General features: G+C 67.0%; 28 protein-coding genes, 1 tRNA gene and 1 pseudogene. 20 read left to right on the forward strand and 10 right to left on the reverse strand.

Annotated features, from left to right (window positions below; genetic code table 11):
- Nucleotide 1: 1 nt before the first annotated feature.
- From NI2_RS33595 to NI2_RS05780, 6 genes are all read left to right on the forward strand, one after another.
- Nucleotides 2–583 carry a hypothetical protein gene (locus tag NI2_RS33595; protein ID WP_067486831.1) on the forward strand — a complete coding sequence of 194 codons (582 nt, stop codon included), beginning with the start codon at nt 2–4 and terminating at the stop codon, nt 581–583.
- A gap of 35 nt (nt 584–618) precedes the next feature.
- Nucleotides 619–2,379: a hypothetical protein gene (locus NI2_RS05760; protein WP_067486834.1), complete on the forward strand. Its 1,761-nt coding sequence runs from the start codon at nt 619–621 to the stop codon at nt 2,377–2,379.
- Nucleotides 2,376–3,530, forward strand: a complete 1,155-nt coding sequence (locus tag NI2_RS05765; protein WP_067486837.1) for a hypothetical protein — start codon at nt 2,376–2,378, stop codon at nt 3,528–3,530. Before NI2_RS05760 ends, NI2_RS05765 begins: the two co-directional genes overlap by 4 nt.
- Nucleotides 3,527–3,871 carry a hypothetical protein gene (locus NI2_RS05770; protein WP_067486840.1) on the forward strand — a complete coding sequence of 115 codons (345 nt, stop codon included), beginning with the start codon at nt 3,527–3,529 and terminating at the stop codon, nt 3,869–3,871. The genes NI2_RS05765 and NI2_RS05770 overlap by 4 nt, the downstream gene beginning before the upstream one ends.
- Complete coding sequence (locus NI2_RS05775) at nt 3,868–4,632, forward strand: DUF2637 domain-containing protein (RefSeq protein ID WP_084475955.1); 765 nt, start codon at nt 3,868–3,870, stop codon at nt 4,630–4,632. The genes NI2_RS05770 and NI2_RS05775 overlap by 4 nt, the downstream gene beginning before the upstream one ends.
- Before the next feature lie 80 nt (nt 4,633–4,712).
- Nucleotides 4,713–5,156 carry a hypothetical protein gene (locus tag NI2_RS05780; protein WP_067486845.1) on the forward strand — a complete coding sequence of 148 codons (444 nt, stop codon included), beginning with the start codon at nt 4,713–4,715 and terminating at the stop codon, nt 5,154–5,156.
- A gap of 1,283 nt (nt 5,157–6,439) precedes the next feature.
- Here NI2_RS05780 and NI2_RS05785 read toward each other — a convergent pair.
- Nucleotides 6,440–7,870 carry a recombinase family protein gene (locus NI2_RS05785; RefSeq protein WP_067486848.1) on the reverse strand — a complete coding sequence of 477 codons (1,431 nt, stop codon included), beginning with the start codon at nt 7,868–7,870 and terminating at the stop codon, nt 6,440–6,442.
- Between the two features lie 19 nt (nt 7,871–7,889).
- Here NI2_RS05785 and NI2_RS32810 point away from each other — a divergent pair.
- From NI2_RS32810 to dnaG, 4 genes and pseudogenes are all read left to right on the forward strand, one after another.
- Nucleotides 7,890–8,084 (forward strand): annotated as a pseudogene (locus NI2_RS32810) (MBL fold metallo-hydrolase); the annotation flags it as partial.
- Nucleotides 8,085–8,298: 214 nt separating this feature from the next.
- Nucleotides 8,299–8,877 (forward strand): YdcF family protein, encoded by a 579-nt coding sequence (locus NI2_RS05790; RefSeq protein WP_084475994.1) that lies wholly within the window; start codon nt 8,299–8,301, stop codon nt 8,875–8,877.
- A 1-nt stretch (nt 8,878) separates the two neighbouring features.
- Nucleotides 8,879–10,132 (forward strand): deoxyguanosinetriphosphate triphosphohydrolase, encoded by a 1,254-nt coding sequence (locus NI2_RS05795; RefSeq protein ID WP_067486852.1) that lies wholly within the window; start codon nt 8,879–8,881, stop codon nt 10,130–10,132.
- Between the two features lie 23 nt (nt 10,133–10,155).
- Nucleotides 10,156–12,096 carry a DNA primase gene (gene dnaG / locus NI2_RS05800; protein WP_067486855.1) on the forward strand — a complete coding sequence of 647 codons (1,941 nt, stop codon included), beginning with the start codon at nt 10,156–10,158 and terminating at the stop codon, nt 12,094–12,096.
- Here the strand turns inward: dnaG and NI2_RS05805 are convergent.
- Nucleotides 12,093–12,344, reverse strand: a complete 252-nt coding sequence (locus NI2_RS05805) for a hypothetical protein (protein ID WP_067486858.1) — start codon at nt 12,342–12,344, stop codon at nt 12,093–12,095. The two genes, dnaG and NI2_RS05805, sit on opposite strands and share 4 nt — an antisense overlap.
- A gap of 197 nt (nt 12,345–12,541) precedes the next feature.
- Between NI2_RS05805 and NI2_RS05810 the strand changes: the two genes are divergently transcribed.
- The 3 genes from NI2_RS05810 (at nt 12,542) to NI2_RS05820 (ending at nt 13,232) form a co-directional block, all read left to right on the forward strand.
- Nucleotides 12,542–12,614: transfer RNA gene (locus tag NI2_RS05810), tRNA-Asn, on the forward strand.
- Nucleotides 12,615–12,723: 109 nt separating this feature from the next.
- On the forward strand, nt 12,724–12,981 hold the full coding sequence (locus NI2_RS05815) for a type II toxin-antitoxin system Phd/YefM family antitoxin (protein ID WP_067486861.1): 258 nt from the start codon (nt 12,724–12,726) through the stop codon (nt 12,979–12,981).
- Entirely contained in the window at nt 12,978–13,232 is a 255-nt protein-coding gene (locus NI2_RS05820; protein ID WP_067486864.1) for a Txe/YoeB family addiction module toxin, read from the forward strand. The genes NI2_RS05815 and NI2_RS05820 overlap by 4 nt, the downstream gene beginning before the upstream one ends.
- 61 nt (nt 13,233–13,293) lie before the next feature.
- On the opposite strand, the gene NI2_RS05825 is transcribed toward NI2_RS05820, so the two are convergent.
- Both NI2_RS05825 and NI2_RS05830 read right to left on the reverse strand, forming a co-directional pair.
- A complete protein-coding gene (locus NI2_RS05825) occupies nt 13,294–13,527 on the reverse strand; it encodes a hypothetical protein (RefSeq protein ID WP_067486867.1) in 234 nt (77 codons plus the stop codon).
- A gap of 88 nt (nt 13,528–13,615) precedes the next feature.
- Complete coding sequence (locus NI2_RS05830; RefSeq protein ID WP_067486870.1) at nt 13,616–13,825, reverse strand: hypothetical protein; 210 nt, start codon at nt 13,823–13,825, stop codon at nt 13,616–13,618.
- Between the two features lie 343 nt (nt 13,826–14,168).
- Between NI2_RS05830 and NI2_RS05835 the strand changes: the two genes are divergently transcribed.
- The 6 genes from NI2_RS05835 to NI2_RS05860 all read left to right on the forward strand — a co-directional run bounded on the left by NI2_RS05835 (nt 14,169) and on the right by NI2_RS05860 (nt 18,168).
- Nucleotides 14,169–15,056: an RNA polymerase sigma factor gene (locus NI2_RS05835; protein WP_243749921.1), complete on the forward strand. Its 888-nt coding sequence runs from the start codon at nt 14,169–14,171 to the stop codon at nt 15,054–15,056.
- On the forward strand, nt 15,053–15,280 hold the full coding sequence (locus tag NI2_RS05840; RefSeq protein ID WP_067486873.1) for a hypothetical protein: 228 nt from the start codon (nt 15,053–15,055) through the stop codon (nt 15,278–15,280). The genes NI2_RS05835 and NI2_RS05840 overlap by 4 nt, the downstream gene beginning before the upstream one ends.
- A gap of 50 nt (nt 15,281–15,330) precedes the next feature.
- A complete protein-coding gene (locus NI2_RS05845) occupies nt 15,331–15,699 on the forward strand; it encodes a hypothetical protein (RefSeq protein WP_067486876.1) in 369 nt (122 codons plus the stop codon).
- Between the two features lie 114 nt (nt 15,700–15,813).
- Nucleotides 15,814–16,167 carry a DUF4870 domain-containing protein gene (locus tag NI2_RS05850; RefSeq protein WP_243749922.1) on the forward strand — a complete coding sequence of 118 codons (354 nt, stop codon included), beginning with the start codon at nt 15,814–15,816 and terminating at the stop codon, nt 16,165–16,167.
- Between the two features lie 397 nt (nt 16,168–16,564).
- The gene (locus NI2_RS05855; protein ID WP_067486882.1) at nt 16,565–17,806 is read left to right on the forward strand and encodes an oxygenase MpaB family protein; all 1,242 of its coding nucleotides are present in this window, start codon (nt 16,565–16,567) and stop codon (nt 17,804–17,806) included.
- Nucleotides 17,807–17,832: 26 nt separating this feature from the next.
- A complete protein-coding gene (locus NI2_RS05860) occupies nt 17,833–18,168 on the forward strand; it encodes a hypothetical protein (RefSeq protein ID WP_067486887.1) in 336 nt (111 codons plus the stop codon).
- A 127-nt stretch (nt 18,169–18,295) separates the two neighbouring features.
- Here the strand turns inward: NI2_RS05860 and NI2_RS05865 are convergent, their stop codons facing one another.
- Both NI2_RS05865 and NI2_RS05870 read right to left on the reverse strand, forming a co-directional pair.
- Nucleotides 18,296–18,958 carry a response regulator gene (locus NI2_RS05865; RefSeq protein WP_067486890.1) on the reverse strand — a complete coding sequence of 221 codons (663 nt, stop codon included), beginning with the start codon at nt 18,956–18,958 and terminating at the stop codon, nt 18,296–18,298.
- On the reverse strand, nt 18,955–20,043 hold the full coding sequence (locus NI2_RS05870; RefSeq protein ID WP_067486894.1) for a sensor histidine kinase: 1,089 nt from the start codon (nt 20,041–20,043) through the stop codon (nt 18,955–18,957). Before NI2_RS05870 ends, NI2_RS05865 begins: the two co-directional genes overlap by 4 nt.
- A gap of 526 nt (nt 20,044–20,569) precedes the next feature.
- On the opposite strand from NI2_RS05870, the gene NI2_RS05875 reads away from it, so the two are divergent.
- Nucleotides 20,570–20,959, forward strand: coding sequence for a DUF6223 family protein (locus NI2_RS05875; protein WP_067486897.1), 390 nt, complete (start codon nt 20,570–20,572; stop codon nt 20,957–20,959).
- Nucleotides 20,960–20,984: 25 nt separating this feature from the next.
- Here the strand turns inward: NI2_RS05875 and NI2_RS05880 are convergent, their stop codons facing one another.
- The 4 genes from NI2_RS05880 to NI2_RS05895 are packed head-to-tail and all read right to left on the reverse strand — an operon-like array spanning nt 20,985 to nt 23,650.
- On the reverse strand, nt 20,985–21,611 hold the full coding sequence (locus tag NI2_RS05880) for an MBL fold metallo-hydrolase (protein ID WP_067486900.1): 627 nt from the start codon (nt 21,609–21,611) through the stop codon (nt 20,985–20,987).
- The gene (locus NI2_RS05885; protein ID WP_067486903.1) at nt 21,608–22,693 is read right to left on the reverse strand and encodes an S-(hydroxymethyl)mycothiol dehydrogenase; all 1,086 of its coding nucleotides are present in this window, start codon (nt 22,691–22,693) and stop codon (nt 21,608–21,610) included. Before NI2_RS05885 ends, NI2_RS05880 begins: the two co-directional genes overlap by 4 nt.
- 57 nt (nt 22,694–22,750) lie before the next feature.
- Nucleotides 22,751–22,969 (reverse strand): three-helix bundle dimerization domain-containing protein, encoded by a 219-nt coding sequence (locus NI2_RS05890; protein ID WP_067486906.1) that lies wholly within the window; start codon nt 22,967–22,969, stop codon nt 22,751–22,753.
- A gap of 36 nt (nt 22,970–23,005) precedes the next feature.
- A complete protein-coding gene (locus tag NI2_RS05895; protein ID WP_067486909.1) occupies nt 23,006–23,650 on the reverse strand; it encodes a TetR/AcrR family transcriptional regulator in 645 nt (214 codons plus the stop codon).
- Nucleotides 23,651–23,791: the final 141 nt, after the last annotated feature.

Raw genomic sequence — 23,791 nt, forward strand, 5'->3', positions numbered from 1 at the left:
CATGTCCCACACCAACATTCAGGTCGCAGCACTGAGCGTGACCGTCAGCGTGATCGGGGTGGCCGCGCTGGTCGCCGCTGCCGAGACCGGTATCGATGTCCGGGTCGAGCAGTGGGTGCGCCGGATGCGGATGTCGCCCACGGAACGCGCCGAGTTCGACGAACTGGAAACCCAGATCGAGCAGGCCAATCAGGCGCGGACCGCCTACCTCGAAGCCCGCCAGGCCGAGAACCGCGCGAAGTTCCGCGCCGACCTGCTGGTCGCGGTGAACGGCCGCTACGTCCGCGACATGACCGAGCTGACGGTGCCGGAGCTGGTCGCCGAGATCGCCGCCGTCAAACAGTGGCTGCGGACCGAGCGCCAGACCCAGTCCTACGGCGCCACTCCAGAAGCCGTCGAGCACCGCGCGGCGATCGAGGCCCGCGCCGGTCATCTGGACGCCCTGAACGTCGAGTTCAACGCCCGCAACGACTGGCGCCGCAAGGACATCACCCGGCTGGATCGCCAGCGTCTGCGGGCCGGAGCGGAGATGGTCCGCGACGGCAGCGAGTGGCCGAACCTGCCCAGCCTCACCGCCCTCTGACCACCGATTCACCAACCAACACAAGGAGATTCACGATGTTCATGTCGAACGACAACAACAACACCGGCGCTCACGCTGACGGCCCGGCCGTCGAGGACGAGATCGTCCGTGAGACGAGTCGTACCTTCGGCCAGATCATGGCCGTGGCCCGGGCCTGGATGCAGAGCCGTAAGGGCCGCCAGAGTGGTGTGAAGCCCCCGAAGCTGTCGCGTAAGGAGCGGCGCGAGCTGGCCGAGGCCATCCGTGAGCAGGTCGGCGAGCAGAAGATCGCCGAGGCTTGGTACACCAAGCGGGTCAACGACTACCACTCCGAGGTGGTCGCGGCCGGCCTGCGCCGCCATCAGCCCGGTTTCACCGCGGCTGACGCCGAGAACGACGCCGCGCGGTTGGAGGGTATCCGGTACGGGATCGAGTCGACCCTGCACGAGACCGCTGTGCTGCCGCTGGAACAGCGCGGTCAGGTCGCACTCGCGCTGAATGCGGCCCAGCGCAATCCCGACCGGCCGTATGGCGCGATCTTCAAGCCGATGGACCGCCAGCAGGAGCGGGTCGCCCGTCAGGTCGCTGTCTTGTCCGAGAACTGGGTGGCCGAGCGGCGCGAGGACAACGCCCGCCTGGTCGCCGAGCAGCGCGAGCGGGCCGCCAAGCTGGCCGAGGCCCGCCGCGAGGCCCGTCCGCCCCGCGGTTACGAGGAGTTGGACCAGGCCCAGCGCAACGCGGTGCAGGCGCTGCGTAGCGCGCATGTGGATATGGACCGGGCAGGCAACAAACTGGCCTCCGAGGCTGCCGAGAAGGCCCGGGAGCAGGCGATCGAGGCTGCGCGGGCGGCTGGGCTGACTCGCCGCGAGGTGGGTCACGAGATCGACTACATGTACGAGCACACCTACTACGCCGCGACCTACGGGGTGCCCGGTGGTGTCCAGGTGACCAATCACTACCCGTTCCGTGAGGAAGCACTGTCGGAGACCGTTCGGGAGATGAGCTGGGATCGCCGCCTGCCCAGGGACGGGACCGTGTTCGTCGAGGTAGGGGCTCGGCACGATGGGGACGCTGCCGACGACGTGCAGCGTCGCAGCGCGATGGGCCCGCGTCATGAGGCGATCAACGCGGTCGGGCGCTGGTCGCGGGAATCCGAAGGGGTGATCGAGTACTTCGGTACCCCGCACGAGGTGGCGGTGGCTCGGATCGAGCCGGGTACCGGCAAGGTGCTGGCCAGCGAGATCGCCACGGTCACCAGCGAGCAGCTCGCGCTGGACTTCGCGTACGACAGCGTCCGGTCCGCGAGCCCCGACACCGCGCGGATGCGGGTCGAGGTCACCGACCCGAAGCACCCGGAGTCGCCGCGTTTCTCCGAGTACGGGCTGCCCGGCACGTTGTCGACCAAGCTGGCCGATCAGCGGGTCGCCTCCCGTGAGGAGTTGTTCCGCGAGCAGCTGGACACCTATAACGCCCGGACAGAGGAGTACTCACAGGAGTACCACAGCCTGGACCGTCGTCACCGGCTCTCGATCGAGCACAACGCCGATCTGACCGACCGCAACGCGGATCTGACCCGGCAGCTGGCCACGATGATCGCCGAGCGCGACCAGGCCCTCGCCGAGGCCAAGCAGCTGCGCGGCGAGCGTGATCAGGCGGTGCAGAAGCTCGCCGAACGCACCCCGAAGGCCGAGCGGTACGGCAGCCCAGAACGACAGGCCGACCAGGCAGGGCGTAGCGCGCTGGCCGACTACGCGGCAGGAAATGCAGTCGCGTCGGCGCTCGCACGTTCGACCGAACGCGAAGAAGTCCAGCGATGAGGGCCTTCGACGATCTCGATGATCCGTTCATCGCCCGCTACGCCGACCGCATCGCCGACGACCGAGAGGTGTTGTGGCGGGCCGACTTCGCCCGGGCCGTGGACTTCGAAGACCGCGGTTTCTACGAAGACGCCAGCTTGCTGCCGGTAGCGCGGGAAATCCGCGCCCGGTGGTCCGCGGACCCGGTCGTCGGTCCGCACTGGGCCGAGCTCGACGAGATGCACCAGGCCTGGATCGATGCACCGGCGGCGATGAAGCAGGGCCACGAGGTGTTCATGCCGGGCGGATTGCAGCCGCCCGGCATGAGCGACACCCGGTGGTCGTCCCACATGCAAGCACGAGAGATGACCGGCCACGGCGCCTGGCCCGGCCACGAACCCACCCAATCCATGAGCAGTTCCGAAAGGCACGAACCAATGACCGAGACTACCGACCGCACCGCCCCCGTCGACGAGTTCACCACCGAGTCCGACACCGAGCAGCTGATGCGCTACGACTTCACCCACTGGGCCGCTGTCGGCAACGGCCGCACCGTCGACGACTACGACCCAGCTGACGCCGTCGACCGCGACGAATGGTCCTCGACGTGGATCAACCACGCCGAGGACCGGTGGCTCGACGAGTGGATCACTCTGTCGGATGCCTACCTCGACTACCGCGACGACCCGGCCGCCGCCGACGCCAAGCGTGCCCAACTGGGTGACGCCATCGGCCCGGTCGAGGCCCGCAGCTGGGACCAGGCCCGCGACCTGGCCGTCAACGGCATCAGCCACGACAAGTTGGGCCTGATCGACTCGCCGTACGTGGCTCGACTGTCGTTCGAGCGCGTCACCGAGATCCGAGGCGAGCAGCGCTCGCTCGCCGACGTACGGCGTGACCAGGCAGCCGTCGAACAGGCCACCGGAGGCAGCGAAAGACCCACCATCGCGGAGCATCAGGTCAGCGAGCAGTCTGCAACCCATTCGCTCGGGATCTCCGGCCCGATGGTGTCGCTCGACGATCGGGCCCGGTACACCCCGGAGTACCCGGTTCCGTCGTTCGGGGCCAGCGTCGCGGCCCGCACCAGCGCACTCGCGGGCTACACCAGCCGCGGGAATGCTCTGGCCTCCGCGATGGAGCGCCAGAACGAACGGGCAGGAGCCGAACGGTGAGTGTTATAGCCGCGGAACAGACGATGCCCGCAACCGTGACGGCTGAGCGCAGCAAGGTCGTGACCTTGGCCAAGGTCATTCGGATGCCGCGACATCTGGAACAACGGCCCGAGTCCGCTCAGCACGGTCGCAGCGCAGCAGAGCTGGAAACGCTGCTGGCCGCCGCCGAGCAGCGATGTGCCGAGCTGGAAGACCGTAACCGAGAGCTTGCCAGCGACCTGGATAACGCCCTGGACCAGCTCGCCGGGCACGCCCTGCACGCCGAGCAGGAACGGCTTGTGCACCCCCCGAAGTGGAGCCCGTGGACAGCGTCCATGGGCCAGGAAGGACACGAACGATGAACGCGTCTACCGCTGTACAGCCTGTCAAGCGCCCGTTCACCGGGGGGATGGACTGGGCCGAAGGAACCGCATTGGCGATGACGGTTGTGATCGCTTTGGGTGCGTTTGCGTGGAGCTTTGCGGCCCTGTCCGATCTGGCTGTCATGGCCGGGATCGATCCGCGTCTAGCGTGGGTCGGCCCGATCTTCGTCGACGGAGCCATTGTCCAGTCTGCTGTGGCACTGGTTTCCTTGCAGCGCCGCGCCCGCCAGAACATCGAGGTTCCGGGCGGAACGCGGGTGTTCTTTTGGGCGCAGCTTTTCGCCGCCGAGGCGGTCTCGGTTGTCGGAAATGGCCTGCACGCTGCGGAATCAGGCGGTCGGTTGTTGCCCGCCGCAGTCGCAGCCGCGGTGGCCGGTGCAGCCCCGCTGGCCGGCCTGGCCGCCACGCACGGACTGACCGCGCTGATCGAGGTGCCCCGCAGTGCCCCGAGCCCGGTAGACAGCGCCGCGACCGGACTGGACAGCGACTCGACACCGGTAGACGCCGAGTGGACAGCGCTGGACAGCGGGTCGACAACCGAGCTCGCGGCATTGGACAGCGCTCCTGCGCCGGACCCGACTGCCGAGCGCGACGCGGAAATCCTTCGCCGCCACGCAGCGGGGGAGTCCACCCGCACGATCGGCGCCGCGGTCGGTCTGTCGCACTCGCGCGTGGCGCAGATCCTGGCATCCGCCGAGCCGGTGGACACCGGAGCGGAGGTGCTGACGTTCATTCGCTGACCGGTTACTGAGGGGCAGGTGCCGAGCCTGCCCCTCCCAGATTCTCCCTGTAACTCCACACCACGAACGAAGGAGCGAACATGACGAACGCACTGACCGACCTGGACCAGATCAACGCCGAGCTGATGAGCGGGAGCGCCCGCAATCCGTTCGGCCGCGAGGTCAAGCCCGGCGATGGAGTGAGCGGCGAAATCATCGCCGTCATCCGCCGCCACCGCCACAACAGCCAGGGGCAGCCCCTCTATTGGATCAACCGTCGACCCACGGTCGCGCAGGCCGGCGACCCGGTGATCGACTCGCAGCTCATCCTCGAAACGGACGCCCGCGACGACGACCAAGACGACGGGCTGCGGGCCGTGACCATGGACCGCGACGTTCAGCGTGCCATCCGGGTCGGCCTGCGCCGAGCCCGTGCCAACGGTGTCGCGATCGGTGGTCGCCTCGAGGGCCTGCTGTACGTCGGCCCCGCCGAGGGCGGCAATGGTCGTATCTACGACATCGGCAGCTACACGCCACCTGCGTAGACGGCGCCGCACACACCAGGAGCCCCTGGCCCGAGATTCCGGGTCAGGGGCTCCGTCATGTCCGGCTGTTCGATGTGCAGCGATCGGTACCGCGGTTGTTCCCCAACTGTTCCCCTGGCCCTTCCTCCGAAGGCATTCCGAGTCCGGACGGTGGGTTGCTCAAGGGTGGCCGAAGGCCATCGGCGAAGCCGACGCGACGAAGGAGCGCCCTTGAACTGCCCGCCGTCCGGACTCACACTGACACGCCGAGGAAGGGCGAGCTCATCGTGGCTTCAGCCGTCCGGTAGTCGATCTTGGTGGCGATCGAGGGCGCGAAAACCGCGCGACTTTCCAGCGAAAACCGAGCACCGGTGCGGTGCTAGGTTTTCGCACTCTCAACCACCATCCCATCCATCCCGTGAGCTGGGCGTAAGGGCGGGATTTCTGCTCACTCCCCACCCCCACCCAGTTCGACATCTCATCACCCACTTCGTGGTCAACGAGATGTCGAACTGGGTGGGGGTGGGGAGCAATCAGAAATCAAAGAACAAAGAAGGGATGGATGGGATGGTGGTTGAGAGAAAAGAAGTGGTCGGGTTGGGAGTACATCGGTGGGTTTGCGAGTGGGTTGCTTTGGTAGTCGGTGGCGGTGGTGGCGTCAGGTGCGCGTGGCTGCGGTTTAAAGCCGCGGGTGTCGTAGTTGGTGTAGTGGCGTAGCGCGTATCCGGTCGGGTGCGCGGTGTCGCGGTTCGGTTGCGGCACAGGCTGGTTTGGTGCGCGGCGCGTTTAGGTGGGGGTATCGCGACCTGCGGTCGCGCGTTCCATCGCGGGGCATGGTGTTCGTCCCTCTCGGCGTGGCCTGATCTGAGGGCTATCACCTCACCGCCCTCCAGCAAGGGCGCCTGCGGCGTCGCTGCGCGATGGCTGCGCCACCCTTGCTTCCGGTCGGTGAGGTGATCGAGTCGCCCTCAGGCCACACCGAGAGGGACGAACACCACACAGATCAGCCATCGCTCAGGATCGAAGATCGCGCCGGGGGCGCGGAAGAGCATCCGCTCGCCGCGGGGGCAGGCCGCCCAAAAGGGTGGGCTGGTCAGCGCCTATTTGTTGGTCTGCCGCAACTCAGAAGCGCCCTCGGGCAGGAGTCTGATAGAGCTCAGCAACTTTTTGGCATGCAGTTGGTGAATTATGAGCTACGCGGAGAATTCGCGGCCAAAAGTGCGCACATTGCTGTAGCGAAAACCGCAGGTAGTCAACATGATTCGACCGTACTCTGCGTTCAGTGCCAGTGAAGTACCGTTGCCTCACGGTGCTTGTTCGGAAGCATTCCAGTCGATACGGACATACTGGGGTTTGAAGCCTGGGCCGCCGCGTGCAGGGAGGATCGTTACGCGGACGTCGAGTGCTTGCAGCACGGCGATTCTCTGGGTGATGGTGAGTGCGTCCCAGACTTTGCGTGTGTCGCCTGCTGTGATCTGTGAAACGAGTGCGCTGTCCAACCCCGCTGTGGCCCGACTTGCATCTGCCTCGGCGGCAGCGAGTTCGGGCTTCAGCTTCGCTGAGATTCGTGCAAGCTGCTTGGCGTCAATCTCACCGTCGGCGAATGCGTCTGCTGCGCTGTCCAGCCGAGCCCGAATCGCATCCACTCGCGCGCGCGCATCGCGACCAGCGGAGTCTTCGCTGTTGACGAATAGGTCTCGCGCATCTTCGCGTGCCAGACGACCGCAGACCACTGACGCGACAAATTCGTCTACCCACTCGACACGGCGGCCGACACAGCCCCGAGGTGTGTCACAGCAGTACAAAACATGTGGTCCGCCACGGTTCACAACCCGAAGAACGTGCCCGCACTTTCCGCAACGGCCAATTCCGAAGCTGAGCAGGTGTCGGCGTGCGCCGCCCTTGGTCGTCACCCGAGTCGGGTCGGTAATCAGTGCGGTCACCCGATCGTGGGTATCGCGATCAATAATCGCGGGCCATGCTGCCGGATACTCCTGCCCGCGGTGCGTACGAATTGCGATGTTCATTTTGCGCAGAGCCAGCTTGCGCACGGTCGATGACAGCCATTGACCGTCGCCCCGAGGGGTCGGTATCTTCGCGGCGTTCAGCTCCCGAACGATGTGATTCACCGACAGCCCGGCCAGCAGGTCAGCCACAATTCCGCGCACAACGGCAGCGGCGACGGGATCTTCGATGTCCTCCCAGCTGAGTACGTTGCCCGCAGAATCGCGTTGATAGACCCGCTTCCAGCCGTAGGCAGGTGCTCCGTTCGTCCGGCCCTCCTCGGCGCGTTGTTTCGCAGCGCGCGCGATTCGTTCGCTCTTGATCTCGGACTCCGCTGAGTCGAACTCGCCGAGAATGCCCGCATACATGCGCCCCGCCGCCGAAGTCAGATCGATGTCGGAACCCTTGACCAGTGCGATGCCGACCCGGGCCTTAGAGAGGACGTCGATCGCATGCGCTCGCTCTTTGCGATTGCGCCACAGTCTGGCCAGCCCGTACGCCACGATGAAGTCGAACTCGCCGCGCGCCGCAGCATCGAGCATCGCCTCGTAATTGCGGCGGTGCTTCCCACTCAGCGCTGAAACATCGTTGTCCACGTAGGTGGCAACGACCTCCCAGCCACGAGCTTTCGCCAGCTGCTCGGAGTCCTCTCGTTGACGAGCAACACCTCGCTCCGTGTTCCGGGGATCTTCCGAGATGCGGCAGTAGATCACGGCTTTGATGATGGCCATGACTTATGTTATCCGCTGTGGACCGCAGGGTTTCCCCGGCGGCGTGGGCAAAACGCACAACCCCGAGGATTTCGACTCCCTGTTCGCCGATGTGACAACCAAGCTGTTCGACCGCTACCCGGACGACACCGTCGTCTACCCAGGTCACGGCGACGACACCACCCTCGGCGCGGAGCGACCCCAACTGCCCGACTGGCGTGCCCGCGGCTGGTAGTCCGAGGCCGACCGGGCACGGCGCGTCGTTCACCGGACCGGAATTCAGTAGTGACCGCTGAGCCGACGACCGGTCGGTGCCACCTGGCAGACTGAGCAAGGTGAAATCGGGTTCTTCGCGCACGACCGTGCCCGCTCCGGATGCCCGGCACCGGCGCGGCTTGCTCTCGACGGTCTCGATCTGGATCACCAGGCTGGTCGCCGGCGCGATCGTGATGGGCTTGGTGCTGGTCGGTGGGACGGCGTTCCGGGTGTGGCAGGTCGCGCGGATCGACGACCACACCCCGGCCGACGCGATCGTGGTGCTCGGCGCCGCCCAGTATTCGGGGACGCCGTCGTCGGTCTTCGAAGCGAGGCTGTACCAGGCGTGGCGGCTCTACGAGACGGGTGTGGCGCCCCTGGTGATCACCGTCGGCGGCAAGCAGGAGGGCGACCTCTACACCGAAGCCGCCTCGGGCAAGCAATATCTCCAGGACAAGGGTGTGCCGAGTGCCGACATCCTCGCCGTCGAAACGGGATCCGACACCCTGCGCAGCGTCGAGGCCGTCGCCGCCGCCATGCACGAGAGCGGGTTGTCATCGGCCGTACTCGTGAGCGACCCGTGGCATTCACTGCGAACCAGGACGATGGCGCGAGACGCCGGTCTGCACGCCTGGACCGCACCCACCCGCACCGGGCCGGCCGTCTACACGAGGGAGTCGCAATTCCACGGTATCGCCCGCGAAACCGGTGCGCTGCTGTGGTACCAGCTCACTCATTTCTCGGCAGATTTCCCTTACGAGGCGGGACAGTGAGATGACCGATACCTACACCCCGCACGACCGCGAACGCATGGTCACCGAGCCGGGCAAAACCGCCTGGCCGGGTGCGGCGGGCAAGGGCCACCGCAGCGAATTCTCCCGGGACCGGGCGCGCGTGCTGCACTCGGCCGCGCTGCGTCGACTCGCCGACAAAACCCAGGTCATGGGCCCGCGCGAAGGCGACACCCCGCGTACCCGGCTCACCCATTCGCTCGAGGTCGCCCAGATCGGGCGCAGCATCGCCGACGGCATCGGCGCCGACCCCGACCTCGCCGATCTGGCCGGCCTCGCCCACGACATCGGCCACCCGCCCTACGGCCACAACGGCGAACGCGCCCTCGACGAATTCGCCGATGCCTACGGCGGTTTCGAGGGCAACGCCCAGAACCTGCGGATCCTCACCCGCCTCGAGCCCAAGGTCGTCGACGCCGACGGCGAGAGCGCCGGACTCAACCTCACCCGCGCCGCCCTCGACGCCACGCTCAAATACCCGTGGGGCAGAAGCGGTTCCGGCACCAAGTTCGGCGCCTACGTCGACGATCTGGAGCGCCTGGCGTGGGTGCGCAAGGACGCTCCCGAGCGCAAGCAGAGCCTGGAATGCCAGATCATGGACTGGTCCGACGATGTGGCGTACTCCGTGCACGATGTGGAAGACGGCGTGATCGTCGGCCGCATCGATCTGCGTGCCCTCGCCGACCCCGCCGAACAGGCGGCCCTGGCCGAACAGGGCCACGGCGAACACCCCGACCAGTCGATCGATGCCCTGGCCGCCGCCGCGCAACGCCTGTCCGAGCTCGACGTGGTCGCCGAGGCGGCGGGCTACGACGGCACCTTCGCCGCGTCGGTCGCCCTGAAACGGCTCACCAGCGAACTGGTCGGGCGCTTCGCCACCGCCGCCATCGTCGCCACCCAGGAGCACGCCGGGCCGGGCCCGCTGATGCGCTACGAGGCCGACCTGATCGTGCCGCCGGTGGTCGCGGCCGAGGTGGCCGTGCTCAAGACGGTCGCGCTGCGGTACGTGCGCTCCGATCGTGGGCACCTGGCCAGGCAGCAGACCCAGCGCGAACGCGTCCAGGCCGTCGCGGACCGCCTGCTCACCACCGCTCCGGCCCACCTCGACGACCAGATGCTGCCCTGGTGGAACGCCGCCACCGACGACACCGCCCGGGTGCGCGTGGTGATCGACCAGATCGCCTCCTATACCGAAAGCCGCTTCGAGCGGGTCGCGACCGCGCTGGACTGCCGCTGACCTGGACCCACTAGACTTGCCGCGTGGCCGGACGAATCCCAGATCGCGATATCGCGGCGATCCGTGAACGTGTCCGGATCGAAGACGTTGTCGGAGAGTACGTGGCGCTCAAACGCGCCGGTGCCGACTCGATCAAAGGCCTGTGCCCCTTCCACGACGAGAAGTCCCCGTCGTTCCATGTGCGGCCCAATCACGGCCTGTTCCACTGCTTCGGCTGTGGCGAGGGCGGTGACGTCTACAAGTTCCTGCAGCAGATCGAGCACATCGGTTTCGTCGAGGCCGTCGAGCAGATGGCCGACCGCATCAGCTACCAGATCAACTACGAGGGCGGCGGCACCTCGGTGCAGCGCGACCGGGGCACCCGCTCGCGGCTGGTCGCCGCGAACGCCGCCGCGCAGGAGTTCTACGCGGCGCGTCTGTACGAACCCGAGGCCGAGGCCGCCCGCAAGTACCTGACCGACCGAAACTTCGACCAGGCCGTCTGGCAGCAGTTCGGCTGCGGTTACGCGCCCGCGGGCTGGGACACCCTCACCAAACACCTGCAGCGCCTGGGTTTCGAATTCAAGGAACTGGAAGCCGCCGGACTGTCCAAGCAGGGCAAACGCGGCCCGATCGACCGCTTCCACCGCAGGCTGCTGTGGCCCATCCGCAACCTCGGTGGTGAGGTGATCGGGTTCGGCGCCCGCAAGATCTTCGACGACGACACCATGCCCGGCAAGTACGTGAATACGCCGGAAACGTTGCTGTACAAGAAGTCCCAGGTGCTGTTCGGCCTCGACCACGCCAAGCGTGAGATCGCCAAGGGGCATCAGGCCGTCGTCGTCGAGGGGTACACCGACGTGATGGCCATGCACCTGGCCGGGGTGAAGACGGCTGTCGCCTCCTGCGGAACGGCCTTCGGTGAAGAACACCTGCAGGTGCTGCGCAGGCTGCTGATGGACGACAACTTCTGGCGCGGCGAGATCATCTACACCTTCGACGGTGACGCGGCGGGCCAGGCGGCCGCGCTGAAGGCCTTCAGCGGCGACCAGCGGCTGGCCGGGCAGACCTACATCGCGGTGGCGCCCGACGGGCAGGATCCGTGCGAGCTGCGTCAGCGTTCGGGCGACTCCGCCGTGCGCGACCTCGTCGCCCGCCGAACCCCGCTCTACGAGTTCGTGATTCGCGGCGTGCTCGCCGAATACAACCTCGACACGGTCGAAGGACAGGTCGAGGCGCGACGGCGCGCGGTTCCGGTGGTCGCCCAGATCAAGGACAACGCGACCCGCAAGGGCTATGCGACGAAGCTGGCCGGCTGGCTCGGCGTGGACGACATCCAGTCCCTGGTGCGCCAGGTCGGTGACGAAGCCCGCAAGCACTTCCGCGGCGGCGCGGCGCCCGCCGACGACAAGGGTGGCCGACGAGGTGCCGTCGCGCCACGGCCCGTCGCGCCCGCCCGCGGCAACGGCGACTCGGCCCGACCCGATCCCCGCGAACCGACGTTGCTCGCCCAGCGCCAAAGCCTGTGCGCGGCCCTGCAATACCCGGGGATCGCGGGCCCGGCCTTCGACGACGTCGAGGCCGACGCGTTCATCCACCCCGCCTACGTGATGGTCCGGTTGATGATCGCGAAAGCCGGCGGCACCGCATCGGGTCTCACCGGCGCCGAGTGGGTCGCGGCAGTAGCCGATCAGAGCGAGGACCTGCTCATCCGGGCCCTCGTCTCGGAGCTGGCCAACGAACAACTGCCCGTTCGCACCCAGGAGGACGTGCCGCGGCTCATCTCCGGGGTGCTCGCCCGGGTGCAGGAGATCTGGGTGGGCCGCCAGATCGCCGAGCTGAAGTCACGCCTGCAGCGCATGTCGGCGTCCGATCAGCCCGACGGCTACATGGAGCTGTTCGGCGACCTGGTGGCCCTCGAGGCGTACCGCAAGGACCTCGGACAGCGGGCCATGGGCAACGACCCCAACGTCACCGGCGTCTAACGCCCCCGGCGCAGCTGGTTGTGCGGCACCATCACCGTGGTCCGCTCGTCGAGCGGCTCCATCGGCTCCAGCTTCGGCTGAGTGCTCAACTTGTCCGACAGCTTCTGCCTGCCCACCGACACCAGCTTCTTCGTCACGGGGCTACCCGTCACCGCCCGTGTCGCCGCACTGATCTGCTCATAGCGCGCCCGCCCGGCCTTCGTGCCGAGCACATACCCGGCCGCCACGCCGATGATCAACCGCAGCATCTCCTGGAGCTCCTCCCACGTCTGTGTGCGCGCCCCATCCTGCCCGACTCACCCCACCCCTGTCGATCCACCCCACCCACCCAACCGCCCCACATGTCCGCAGGTAGCGGCCCGATTTGGGAACCCACGACCCCATACGCTAAAGTTTCATCTCGTTCAGCCAGCCAAGCTGACCCGAGCCCAACAGCTCAGGATATTCCCCTATAGCTCAATTGGCAGAGCAGCCGACTGTTAATCGGCAGGTTTCTGGTTCGAGTCCAGATGGGGGAGCAGTGAAGCCCTCTACCGCAGCGGTAGGGGGCTTTTTTGTTGCAGCACAATGCGTATCGTGCCGAAAACCTGTACGGTACAGGTATCCCGTACAAGGATTGGGAATCTCATGACAGATACCGTCTCTGCGAGCGAAGCACGGAACAAGCTGTTCCCGCTCATCGAAGAGGTCAACAACGACCGCACCGCCATTCACATCACCAGCAAAAAGGGCAACGCCGTCCTGCTGAGTGAAGAGGAATTCAACTCGATGCAGGAAACTCTGTACCTGCTGCGTTCGCCTGCCAACGCGGCGAGGTTGGCGCAGGGCATCGCACAGGCGGAGTCCGGTGATGTGGTCGAGTTCCAGCCTGAAGGAGACCGATGAGAGTCGTCTTCGTCAAGGTTGCTTGGGAAGACTACACACATTGGGTCAGCACTGACCGCAAGATCGCCATCCGGATCAACCGCCTGATCGATGACATCGCACGCGACCCGTTCGAGGGCCTCGGCAAGCCGGAGCCGCTTCGCGGTGACAAGTCGGGTTACTGGTCTCGCCGCATCGATAGCGAGCATCGGCTGGTCTACTCGGTCTCGGGAGATACCGTCACGGTCGTTCAGGCCAGGTACCACTACTGATCAGTCCTGTGCTGTCCAAAGGACTTCGACGCTCAGCGGCGACGATCGAGCGTACAGAGCCTCAGCCGGACGGGTGCCTGCCCGAGTCGAGAACTTCGGGGTGTTGCAGGGCGCGTCTGATGTCCTCGGCGGAGTCGTCGGTTTCTGGGATTTGAAAGTGGCCGACGAGGAGTACGCGGGTTCCGATGGCTCGGAGGTGGAGGGGGATGGTTCGGGTGGGGATGTCGCGAGTGATGCCGGACTCGCCGGTGACGCCCCCCAGCACGACCTTGGTGAAGCCACCGTTCAGGTGCATGGCTACTCGGGCGGGTTGGCGAAAAGGTCGTCCCTCCTTCATGAGTCGGCCTTCCGCGGTTGAGTTCTATCGCTGCCTGTGAGTTCGGTCATTGCTTGGTGAAGGCGATGTGCATCCACGGGTGCCAGGTGGTGCCGTCTTCGGAGCGTTCCCACAGGGCGGTCATCGAGGCGCCGAAGGGGGCGACGGTGAGGGTGGAGCGGACGGCGGCGGTTTCGGTGTCGGTGGGGGCGGGGGTGGCTGTCTGGGGGACGCCGGTGAAGTGGAAGGTGTTGGTGTCGACGATTTCCACGCGCATCAGTTCGGTGCTGCCGGTGTTGTCGTAGGAGCGGGCGAGGAAGGCGGGGCCGTCGGGGTCGGGTTCGCCGATGATCTCGATGCCGCGGACCGGTTGGTCGCCGACGGTGACGTCGATGTGGTGGACCAGGAAGTGGCCGCCGGGGAAGACGTCGTAGGTGTCGAAACCGAGGACGGGAATCGGTGGGTCGGCCAGGACGTGACCGTTGGTGGCCCACCGGCCCGCGAGGCGTCACGTGAATCGTCCGGCGTGGACGTGCTCCATGCCTACCACGGGCCTCGCGACCCGCCAATGTCTCGCGAACAACCGGTAAGGAATCGGCGTCGCGCGACACCAAGAGATCATGACTGTTCAACTCACTCAGGCCGCGTTGCCCGCGGTCGACACCGTGCCCGGGGAGGTGCGGGAATGGCGCAGCCGTTGGTTGGTGGCGTCGGGGTTTCCGCCGTGGTTGGCTGAGGCGGTGACGTCCGATCCCGAGGTCGATGTGCATGCGTTGTCGCAGCTCGTCGACCAGGGCTGTGCGCCGGAGCTGGCGGTGCGGGATCCTGGCGCCGTTGCCGGAGAAGCCGCGATGAGCACACTGCCGCCCACCACCTCGGGGGTCGCTCGGCCGGACGTCGATCGGGAATGGCTCACCGACCTGGTCGACGACGGGGCCGCGGGCCGGCACGCGGTGAGGCGGTTGCGGGAGGTGTTGTTGCGCGCCACCCGGCATCAGATCTGGCGGTTGCGCGACCTGCTGCCCGGCGCGGGCGCTACCGAACTGGAAGACCTCGCCCAGCAGTGCGCTGATGATGCGGTTGTAGCTGTTCTGCAACGACTTTCGACCTTCGAAGGGCGTAGCAGGTTCACCACCTGGGCCTACAAATTCGGGGTCAATATCGCGGGTGTGGCCGTGCGCAGGCAAGCATGGCGGCACCGCGAGATCCTGCTGCCCGACGCACTCGCCTGGCACATCGACCCCGCACCCACACCGGACGCCCTCGCCGGCGCCGCCGACCTCGCCCGCGCGCTCGAAGCGGCCATTTCCCGCGAACTCACGCCGCACCAACGCCGCATTCTGCTGTCGCTGGTGGTGGAGCAGGTGCCGATCGACGTGCTGGCCGAGCGGCTGGGTAGCACCCGCAACGCCCTCTACAAGACACTCCACGATGCCCGCCGGAAGCTGCGCGCCGCCCTGATCGCGAGCGGACATCGTGACAACCGTCCCGATCGGAGCACCCCATGACCGATCCGACTCCCACAGTGATCGACGCCCTGCTGACCGACACCAGCCCCTACCTGTCGTGCGACGAGTACTTCGACCGCATCGACGTCTATGTCGAGCGCCGCCTCGCCGACCCCGGGTACGACGACCCGGCCATGCGCACCCATCTGGCCGGTTGTGGCGCGTGCGCCGAGGAGGAGCAGACCCTGCGCGAGCTGCTCGCCCAGGATCTGAACAGGTCCTGATCGGTAAGACACGGCGCGTCCGCCGCAACAAACACAACGAACCACATTTTGTGCGGCCCGACGCGCTGGGATTCGGCATCCTGCCGATCCTGTTCGGCATCGACAAGTTCACCACCCTCCTCACCGCCGATTGGACCCGCTATCTCGCCGACTCGTTCGACACTCTGGCCCCCGGTGACGCGAACACCGCCATGCAGATCATCGGCGTGATCGAAATCGTCGCGGGCATCGCGGTTCTGCTGCTGCCCCGGCTCGGTGCCCCGCTCGTCGCGGTCTGGCTGGGCGCGATCATCGTCGACCTGCTGATGGTCGGCGGCTACGGCGACATCGCCCTGCGCGACTTCGGCCTCATGGCGGCGGCCCTGGTGCTCACCCGTCTGGCCTGGGCCTACCCGAACGGACTGCCCGCTCGACCCTGAACCCCCGCTAACTGGGGCTTTATCGAAAGTTGGGATCGGTAGGCGGCGAGGACGCCGTCTACTGAACCCATGACATCTTCTCAGCTCCCCCCGAACCAGTCCCCGTCCGCCGGCTTGGACAAGAAGACCAGTGCGATCCTGTCGTACGCGCTGGGATGGTTGACCGGAATCATCTTCCTCTTCGTGGGAAAGAATGATCCGGACGTGAAATTCCATGCCGCGCAGTCGGTCGTCTTCTTCGGCGCCGTCTCGGTGCTCAACATCGTGCTGAGTATCGCCGGCTCGCTCCTCGGGGCCCTGGGGATCATCTTCAGCCTCGCCGGACTCGCGCTCGGGATTTTCGCGTTCGTCGTCTGGATCATGGCCATGGTCGGTGCGAACAACAAGGGCGGTGTCCGCGCCGAACTTCCCATCGTCGGAAAGTTCACGGCCCCCTATGCCGATCAGCTGGCCGGCTCGATCAAGTAGCCGCGTATCCGAAGCGACCACGATACCCAGAAGCCGACGGCCCGAGTCCCATCTCGGGCCGTCGGCATGCGGGGGTCCGGCCATATGTGACTGACTGTTTCGGTCGATGGTGGGCGTCATCGGCGCTGTGCGCAGCGATCTCCTGCGTTTCGCAAGACCGTCGCAGCTCACAACACTGGTGTGGAAAATATGGCTAGAACAGGTTGCATTCGGAGAAGTTACGGCCAAATGGCCCGCTGGGGTCTGGGATCGAGCGCCGCCGACCGTCGTCGGCAAAACGCCTGCATAGCATCGATCGTCGCTGTTAAGTTAATACTCATTCCGCGCGTGCTCGGGCTGACTGAATCGGTCGTTCCCTGCGGTCGCGGTGTGCTTGTACTCGACGAGGAGTGACGCAATGGATGGACTCAACAGGCGTGATGCGCTGAAAGCTGGTGGCGTCCTCGGGGCGCTGGGGGCGTTGGGGCTGGCGACGACGGCGCGGGCGGAGCCGTGGAGTTGGTCGCCGGAGGAATCGGTCGCCGGGTCGGGGTCGGGGGTCGACCCGTTGACGGTGTGGGATCCCGAGGCCGACCCGGTGGTGGCACGGCTGATCGACAGCGGTCAGGTGCCGCGGGTCAACGAACTGCTGCGCACTTGGACGCGCAACGGTCAGCCGCTGCCCGACGGATTACCCTCGGAGCTGCGGGATTTCATGGAATACGCGCGGCGGATGCCGCAGTGGACCGATTACGGGAAGCTGAACACCGCGATCGAGTTCAACAAGAAGCGCGGACTGTATCTCGGTGTGCTGTACGGGTTCGCCAGCGGGATGATGAGCACCGTCATCCCGAAGGAGGCCCGGTCGGTCTACTACTCCAAGGGTGGCCACGACCTCGAAGACCGTATCTCCAAGACCGCCAAACTCGGCTACGACATCGGTAGCAACAATGCCTATGCCGCCGACGGCGAGATGATCATCACCTGCGTGAAGACCCGTCTGGTTCACGCGGCGGTGCGGCATCTGCTGCCGCAGTCGCCGCACTGGGTGCAATCGGCCGAGGAGGACGTGCCGATCAGCCAGAACGACATCATGGTCACCTGGCACAGCCTGCCGACGACGGTGATGAAGCACCTCAACAACTGGAAGGTGCCGATCCCGAACCACGAATCCGAAGCGTTCCTGCATTCCTGGCAGGTGGCCGCGCACATGCTCGGCGTGCGCGACGAATACATCCCGAAGTCGTGGCCCGCCGCCAATTCCCAAGCGGCACAGGTGCTCGACCCGATTCTGGAGGCCACCCCGGAGGGCGCCAAACTCGCCGACCGGTTGCTGAGTCTCGGCGCCAATATCGACCTGGCCATTCTCACCAAGCCGGTGCTCGGCTCGTTCACCCGGTTCCTGCTCGGTGACAAGATCGCCGACGGCCTGGCCATCCCGCGTGAGCCCGTCTGGGATCCGCTGTTGCGGTTCAGTTGGGGCCCGTTCATCGCGGTCCGTGAGGGCGTGCTCGGTGCCGTCCCACCGGTAGGTGACGCCTACTGGCTGCTCGACGAGTTCCTGCGCAAGGCGGCCCTGACCTACCTGGCCGAATTGCGGCTACCGATCAGCATCGAGATCCCCACGATGAACCGCGACATGAGCGTTCCCCCACGCTGATCCGCCCGTACCGACCGAGGAGCATTATGCGTACCACCCTCCGCCTCACCGCCGCCGCGATCGTCGCGACCGGCGTCCTCACCGCGACGGCCACCGCCGCCGCACAACCGGCGCCGATCGCCACCGAATCCGAAACCGGTTCGTCCGCAGCCGACGCCGGCTCCGCGGCAGCGCAGTCGGCGGTCTATCTGGCCCAGAACGGCGACCTGATAGGCCTCATCGTCCTGCTCGGCATCACACCCTTCCAGATGCTGACCAGCGGAATCTGCGACGTCGCCACCATGTCGTCGCTCTACAGCCCGTGCTCACCGGGGCGCGCTCACTACACCGTTGCGAACTCGGATCCCTTGCCGCACAGCTGAATCGATTCGACCGCCGCCGGACGTGACTCACCGTGAACCGGCGGCGGTCAGTCGGAGCACGCTGTCTCTGCCCCGGGCCGCCGCACGAATGACCATTCATGCGACCCCGCGCACCACGGGGTCGGTGTCAGTGGTTGCGCGGAGTCACCAGGCCGGATTCGTAGGCGAAGACGACGAGTTGGGCTCGGTCCCGGGCGTGGAGTTTGGTCATGGCCCGGTTGAGGTGGGTTTTGGCGGTGTGGGGACTGATGAACATCTGGCTGGCGATGTCGTCGTTGGACAGGCCACGTGCGGCCAGGGCTACGGCTTCGCGTTCGCGGGTGGTGAGTTCTTCCAGTCCGGAACCCACTGGGGGAGTGAGTGGTTCGGTGACGTAACGGGCGATGAGGCGCCGGGTGATGGATGGAGCGAGCAGGGCGTCACCGCGGGCGGCCACCCGGATGGCGTGCAGGAAGTCCTCGGGCTCGATGTCTTTGACGAGAAAACCGGCTGCCCCCGCGCGGAGTGCTTCGAACACGTAGTCGTCGAGGCCGTAGTTGGTGAGGATGACCACGTGCACGCCGGCGAGGGTGGGATCGGCGGCGATTCTGCGGGTCGCCTCGATGCCGTCGACGTGCGGCATCTGAATGTCGACGAGCGCGATATCGGGCAGGTGCGCCCGAGCCAGGTCGACGCCTTCGCCACCGTCACCGGCCTCGGCGACCACCTCGATATCGTCCTCGATGTCGAGCAGGGCGCGGAACCCGCTGCGGATCAGGGGCTGGTCGTCGACCAGCAGGACGCGAATCACGATCGCTCCAAGGGTAATTCGGCGTGCACGGCGAAACCGCCGGTCGGCAGTGGCCCGGTATGCAGGCGTCCACCGAGTGCGGTGACCCGCTCACGCATGCCGAGAAGCCCGACCCCGCCCGTGCCGGTGGGCGCGGCGCGGCCGTTGTCCTCGACGTCGACGACGAGACCGTCCGCGCGGTAGTCGACGCGGACCTTCGCGGTCGTCGCGCCGGCGTGGCGGGCGGTATTGGTGAGTGCTTCCTGCACGATGCGGTACACGGTTCGGTCGACGGCCGTCGGCACGTCCGTGCGGTTGCCCTCGACGGTCAACGAGGTGTCCACTCCGGCCGCGCGGGCGCGTTCCAGCAGGTCGTCGAGGTGGGCGAGGCCGGGGCGTGGTGTCTCGTCATCGCGCAGGGCGGTGAGGGTCGCCCGCAGTTCGCGGGCAGCTTCCCGGCCTGCGTCCCGGATGGCGAGGAGGGCGGCGGGAACGTCCTCACCGCGCTTGCGTGCCACGTGCACGGCGGCTTCGGACTGCACCTTGATCACCGAGATCTGGTGGGTGAGCGAGTCGTGCAGCTCGCGGGCGATGTGCAGACGTTCCTCGTCGGCCCGGCGGCGCGCGGTCTGCTCGCGCGTGCGTTCGGCTTCGTCGGCGCGGCGCTCGGCCTGCCGCAGGGCCTCACCGGCCGCGCCCGCCGCGATCAACCAGGCGAGTTCGAGTGCGTCGCGACCGCGAGCGAGGGCCGCGGCGGTGTCGTCCAGAGTGATCATCGCGGCTAGCGGCAACGTGACGATCAGGGCGACCGCCGCGATTACCGTCACGAGATGGTGCCCGGCGCGCACCGCGAAATACACCGCGAACAGGAACGCGACAACGGGCACATCGAAGCCGAGCGCCTGATAACCCACCGCGCACAACCCGGTCACCAACAGCACAGCGACCGGTGCACGCCGACGCCCGGCCAAGGCCAGACCACTCGCGACGAGCAGCGCGTAGCCGAGCCACTCGGGGCTGCCATGCGCCCGGCTCACCCCGGTGACCAGCAGTGCCACCGCCACACCGACGGCGACCACCCAGTCGACCAACCGTGCCCTGCTCACCCGTGCACCCTAGCCCGGTCCAGCCGTCGACCGCGTCGTCCGGCAGGGTGACCCGTCGACTACCACGAACGCGGTACTCCGAGCGAAGAACGGTCCCGCCCGCCCCATCGGTACCGCATCCGCAGCACCACGAATTGCCTACTGCGGCACGACGACTGCCTCCTGCTGCTCGGCCATTCTCGAACTGATCGCCGACGACCTCCGGCACGAAGCCGGTGGCGACGGTGGCACATCGGCGCGGTGGACGATATCGCTTGCCCGTCGGCGCACTCCAAAAACCGATCGCCACCACCCGCGGCGGTTGGGCGCTCCTCGACATCCGGTGAGGTCGACGGCGCCACATCGGCTCGTGGGCTGCGCCGCTCGTGCCAGGCGTACTCCGAAGCAGGTCGATCGTCGCCAGGCGGTGATTCCGCCTCCGGTTCGCAGTCGGCGATCGGCCGGTGCCACGTCCACATCGATTCCGCGCGAGCAACGACCGTCCGGTCGTGCATCTCACTGACACGTCCACACGAAGGAGAACATCATGCCCACCTCGATTCGCACCCTGACCGCACTCGCTGTCACCGCCCCGCTTGCTGTCGGTACGGCCGCACCCGCTTCGGCGGCGACTGCGCTCGCCGCGTCCTACGGCATGAGCTCCGGTCGACTTGTCGCGTCTTCGGCCGCGGTCATCGGCCTGCTCGGTGTGCTCGCGGGTGGCTGGGCGCTGGCCCGACCGGCCGCGACCAGAGCGGTATTCGCTCTGGTCGCGGGACTGATCGCCATCGTCGGTGGCGCCTGGGTGGTCGCCACGGCCGAAGGAGGGCTCGGCACCGGGAACGGTCTCGGCGGGGGTGTCGTGGCGATTGTCTTCGGGCTGGCGAGCGTGGTCGTCGGCGGGCTTTCGCTCGCCCGCTCCCGCCGTGTCGGCTGACGAGGTGGGCAGTGCTCGCCGGAGCTCAGTGACCTCGCGCGATCCACTCCGCTAGCGATGGTTTCTCCGCGCCGATCGTCGTGCTGTCACCGTGGCCGGTGTTGACCGTCGTGTCATCCGGGAGGGTGAGCAACCTGTCCCGGATCGAATCGATGATCGTGTCGAAATCGGAGAAGGATCGCCCGGTCGCTCCCGGTCCACCGGAGAACAGGGTGTCGCCGGTGAAGAGGGCAGCGAGGTCGGGGGCGTACAGGGACACCGAACCGGGGGAGTGGCCCGGGGTGTGCAGAATGTCGATGTCGGTGCCCGCCACCGTGATCCGGTCGGTGCCGTCGAGGGAGCGGTAGCCGACGGACGGGTGGGTCATCCGCCACAGCGGTTCGTCGCCGGGGTGGAGGAGGATGGGGGCGTCCAGGCGGGCGGCCAGGTCGGGGGCGACGGTGACATGGTCGTTGTGACCGTGCGTGCACAGGATCGCGGTGACGTTACGGTTGCCGACGGCGGCGGCGATGGCGTCGGCGTCGTGGGCGGCGTCGATCACGAGGACCTCGTCGTCGTCACCGATCAGCCACACATTGTTGTCGACGTCCCAGGTGCCGCCGTCGAGGCTGAAAGTGCCGGAGGTGACGACCTTTTCGATGCGGGCGCTCACCAGACCACCACCGAGCGCAGCACGCGGCCCTCGCCCATGGCGGCGAAGGACGCCTCGACGTCGTCGATACCGATGCGTTCGGTGACGAACCGGTCCAGTGGCAATCGGCCCTGCCGGTACAGGTCGATGAGCATGGGGAAGTCGCGTTCGGGCAGGCAGTCGCCGTACCACGAAGACTTCAGCGAACCGCCGTGCGAGAACAGGTCGATCAGCGGCATGTCGAGGCTCATGTCCGGGGTCGGGACGCCGACGAGCACCACGGTGCCCGCGAGGTCGCGGCCGTAGAACGCCTGCTTCCAGGTCTCCGGCCTGCCGACCGCGTCGATCACCACGTCGGCGCCGAAACCGTCGGTGAGGTCTTTGATCTGTTCCACCACGTCGCCGCTGGTGGCGTCGATCGTGTGCGTGGCGCCGAACTCCTTGGCCCACTCCAGCTTCCGCGCATCGCGATCGATCGCGATGATGGTGCCCGCGCCCGCGAGATTCGCACCGGCGATCGCGGCGTCACCCACACCGCCGCAGCCGATCACGGCGACGCTGTCGCCGCGCGAGACCGAACCGGTGTTCATGGCGGCGCCGATACCGGCCATCACGCCGCAGCCGAGCAGGCCCGCGACGGCCGGATCGGTGCCGGGATCGACGCGCGTGCACTGCTTTTCGTGCACCAGCGTCTTGTCGGCGAAGGCGCCGATACCCAGCGCCGGGGTGAGCGGGGTGCCGTCGGCAAGCGTCATCGGGACGCTCGCGTTGTGGGTGTCGAAGCAGTACCACGGGCGGCCACGCCGACACGCACGGCACTCACCGCAGACCGCGCGCCAGTTGAGGACGACGAAATCGCCCTCGGCCACGTGGGTTACCGCCTCGCCGACCGATTCGACGACACCGGCCGCCTCGTGCCCGAGCAGGAACGGGAACTCGTCGTTGATCCCGCCCTCGCGGTAGTGCAGATCGGTGTGGCACACCCCGCACGCCTGCACCCGGACCACCACATCGTGCGGTCCCGGGTCGGGAATCACGATGTCGACGGTTTCCACGGGCGCGTTCTTCGTGAGAGCGACGACACCGCGCACTGATTCAGGCATGCGGACCTCCTAATGGTTTGCGTGGTGGCCTCCACGCTAGCCGGGCCCGCGCCGGATTCAATCCGGGATCGGCGGAATGTCCCCGGTCGGCGTGCCGAGCTCGTCCTTCACGTGGTGCTCGACGAGCAGGGGAACGAAGTCGCGCACCTGCGCCGATCCGAAATGCTGGTAGGTCTCGCGCACGATGTCGGTGATCTCTTCGGGGGAAATGTTCGGGTACCGGATGGTCAACCGTTCGATGACCTCGTCGAGTTGCTGCTGCTCGTGAGTAGTCATGCCCGTGGAGTACCCCGAACGGGCCGGGTCAACAGGCTAGGGGCTCAGTCGTTCCAGCACCGCGCCGACCACCAGGCACGCGCTGTCGACCACGTCACCGATCGGCTGACGATAGTCCGACAGCACCCACTGCTGGGCGATGATGACGATCGCCCCGACCAGCCCGAGCAGCACCGTGCGCACGCTCACCGCCGGGTGCGCGTCGTGGTCGACGTGCGGGGTGAGCAGGGCGAGGCAGATGTCGACCAGCGCGTCGAGCACATCGCGGTAAGCCCGGTCGACGGCGGGACTCACGCCGAGGATCTCGAAGAAGGCGATGCGTGGCACGCGCGGGTCGTCGTGGATGAGCTGGAAGTAGGCGGCCAGCGCTACCCGGACCTGAGTCGTCACATCGGTGTCGGCGGTGCTGATGCCCGCGTGGATCGACTCGATCATCCGCGCCGCGATCTCGCGATACACCTCGAGCAGCAAATCCTCGCTGTCGCTGAAGGATTCGTAGAAGTACCGCTTCCCGACACCGGCGGCCGCGCAGATGGTGGTCACCGTGGTGTTGCGGTAGCCCTCGGTGCCGAAGGCCTCGGTGGCGGCTTCGATAAGCCGGGCACGGCGTTCCTGCTGGCGTTGCCCGGGAGCGGCGCCCCGGTACCGGCGACCGTCGGCGTCGAATCCGGGCGCAGTCACAGGGGCGATTGTGTCAGGTCGGGGTGACGACGCTGGTCGGCGGGCGGCGGAGAGCACATCGTTGCGATCGGGTGTGACACAGGCTACGTTACTTTCCGGTACGGGAACGATACGGTTCCCGATAGCGGGAGGGCTGACGTC

Origin of the sequence: Nocardia ignorata NBRC 108230, assembly GCF_001612905.1 — a bacterium.
GTDB lineage: Bacteria > Actinomycetota > Actinomycetes > Mycobacteriales > Mycobacteriaceae > Nocardia > Nocardia ignorata.

What these genes read in the sequence shown, in the direction of transcription:
- NI2_RS05790 (WP_084475994.1), top strand. Translation starts at nt 8,299, where the DNA reads ATGGGCTTGGTGCTGGTCGGTGGGACGGCGTTCCGGGTGTGGCAGGTC.
- NI2_RS05835 (WP_243749921.1), top strand. Translation starts at nt 14,169, where the DNA reads ATGACTGTTCAACTCACTCAGGCCGCGTTGCCCGCGGTCGACACCGTG.
- NI2_RS05805 (WP_067486858.1), bottom strand. Translation starts at nt 12,344, where the DNA reads ATGCTGCGGTTGATCATCGGCGTGGCGGCCGGGTATGTGCTCGGCACG.
- NI2_RS05830 (WP_067486870.1), bottom strand. Translation starts at nt 13,825, where the DNA reads ATGCGCGTGGAAATCGTCGACACCAACACCTTCCACTTCACCGGCGTC.
- NI2_RS05840 (WP_067486873.1), top strand. Translation starts at nt 15,053, where the DNA reads ATGACCGATCCGACTCCCACAGTGATCGACGCCCTGCTGACCGACACC.
- NI2_RS05775 (WP_084475955.1), top strand. Translation starts at nt 3,868, where the DNA reads ATGAACGCGTCTACCGCTGTACAGCCTGTCAAGCGCCCGTTCACCGGG.
- NI2_RS05825 (WP_067486867.1), bottom strand. Translation starts at nt 13,527, where the DNA reads ATGCACCTGAACGGTGGCTTCACCAAGGTCGTGCTGGGGGGCGTCACC.
- NI2_RS33595 (WP_067486831.1), top strand. Translation starts at nt 2, where the DNA reads ATGTCCCACACCAACATTCAGGTCGCAGCACTGAGCGTGACCGTCAGC.
- NI2_RS05890 (WP_067486906.1), bottom strand. Translation starts at nt 22,969, where the DNA reads ATGACTACTCACGAGCAGCAGCAACTCGACGAGGTCATCGAACGGTTG.
- NI2_RS05820 (WP_067486864.1), top strand. Translation starts at nt 12,978, where the DNA reads ATGAGAGTCGTCTTCGTCAAGGTTGCTTGGGAAGACTACACACATTGG.
- NI2_RS05785 (WP_067486848.1), bottom strand. Translation starts at nt 7,870, where the DNA reads ATGGCCATCATCAAAGCCGTGATCTACTGCCGCATCTCGGAAGATCCC.
- NI2_RS05795 (WP_067486852.1), top strand. Translation starts at nt 8,879, where the DNA reads ATGACCGATACCTACACCCCGCACGACCGCGAACGCATGGTCACCGAG.
- NI2_RS05860 (WP_067486887.1), top strand. Translation starts at nt 17,833, where the DNA reads ATGCGTACCACCCTCCGCCTCACCGCCGCCGCGATCGTCGCGACCGGC.
- NI2_RS05855 (WP_067486882.1), top strand. Translation starts at nt 16,565, where the DNA reads ATGGATGGACTCAACAGGCGTGATGCGCTGAAAGCTGGTGGCGTCCTC.
- NI2_RS05885 (WP_067486903.1), bottom strand. Translation starts at nt 22,693, where the DNA reads ATGCCTGAATCAGTGCGCGGTGTCGTCGCTCTCACGAAGAACGCGCCC.
- NI2_RS05815 (WP_067486861.1), top strand. Translation starts at nt 12,724, where the DNA reads ATGACAGATACCGTCTCTGCGAGCGAAGCACGGAACAAGCTGTTCCCG.
- NI2_RS05765 (WP_067486837.1), top strand. Translation starts at nt 2,376, where the DNA reads ATGAGGGCCTTCGACGATCTCGATGATCCGTTCATCGCCCGCTACGCC.
- NI2_RS05780 (WP_067486845.1), top strand. Translation starts at nt 4,713, where the DNA reads ATGACGAACGCACTGACCGACCTGGACCAGATCAACGCCGAGCTGATG.
- NI2_RS05760 (WP_067486834.1), top strand. Translation starts at nt 619, where the DNA reads ATGTTCATGTCGAACGACAACAACAACACCGGCGCTCACGCTGACGGC.
- NI2_RS05875 (WP_067486897.1), top strand. Translation starts at nt 20,570, where the DNA reads ATGCCCACCTCGATTCGCACCCTGACCGCACTCGCTGTCACCGCCCCG.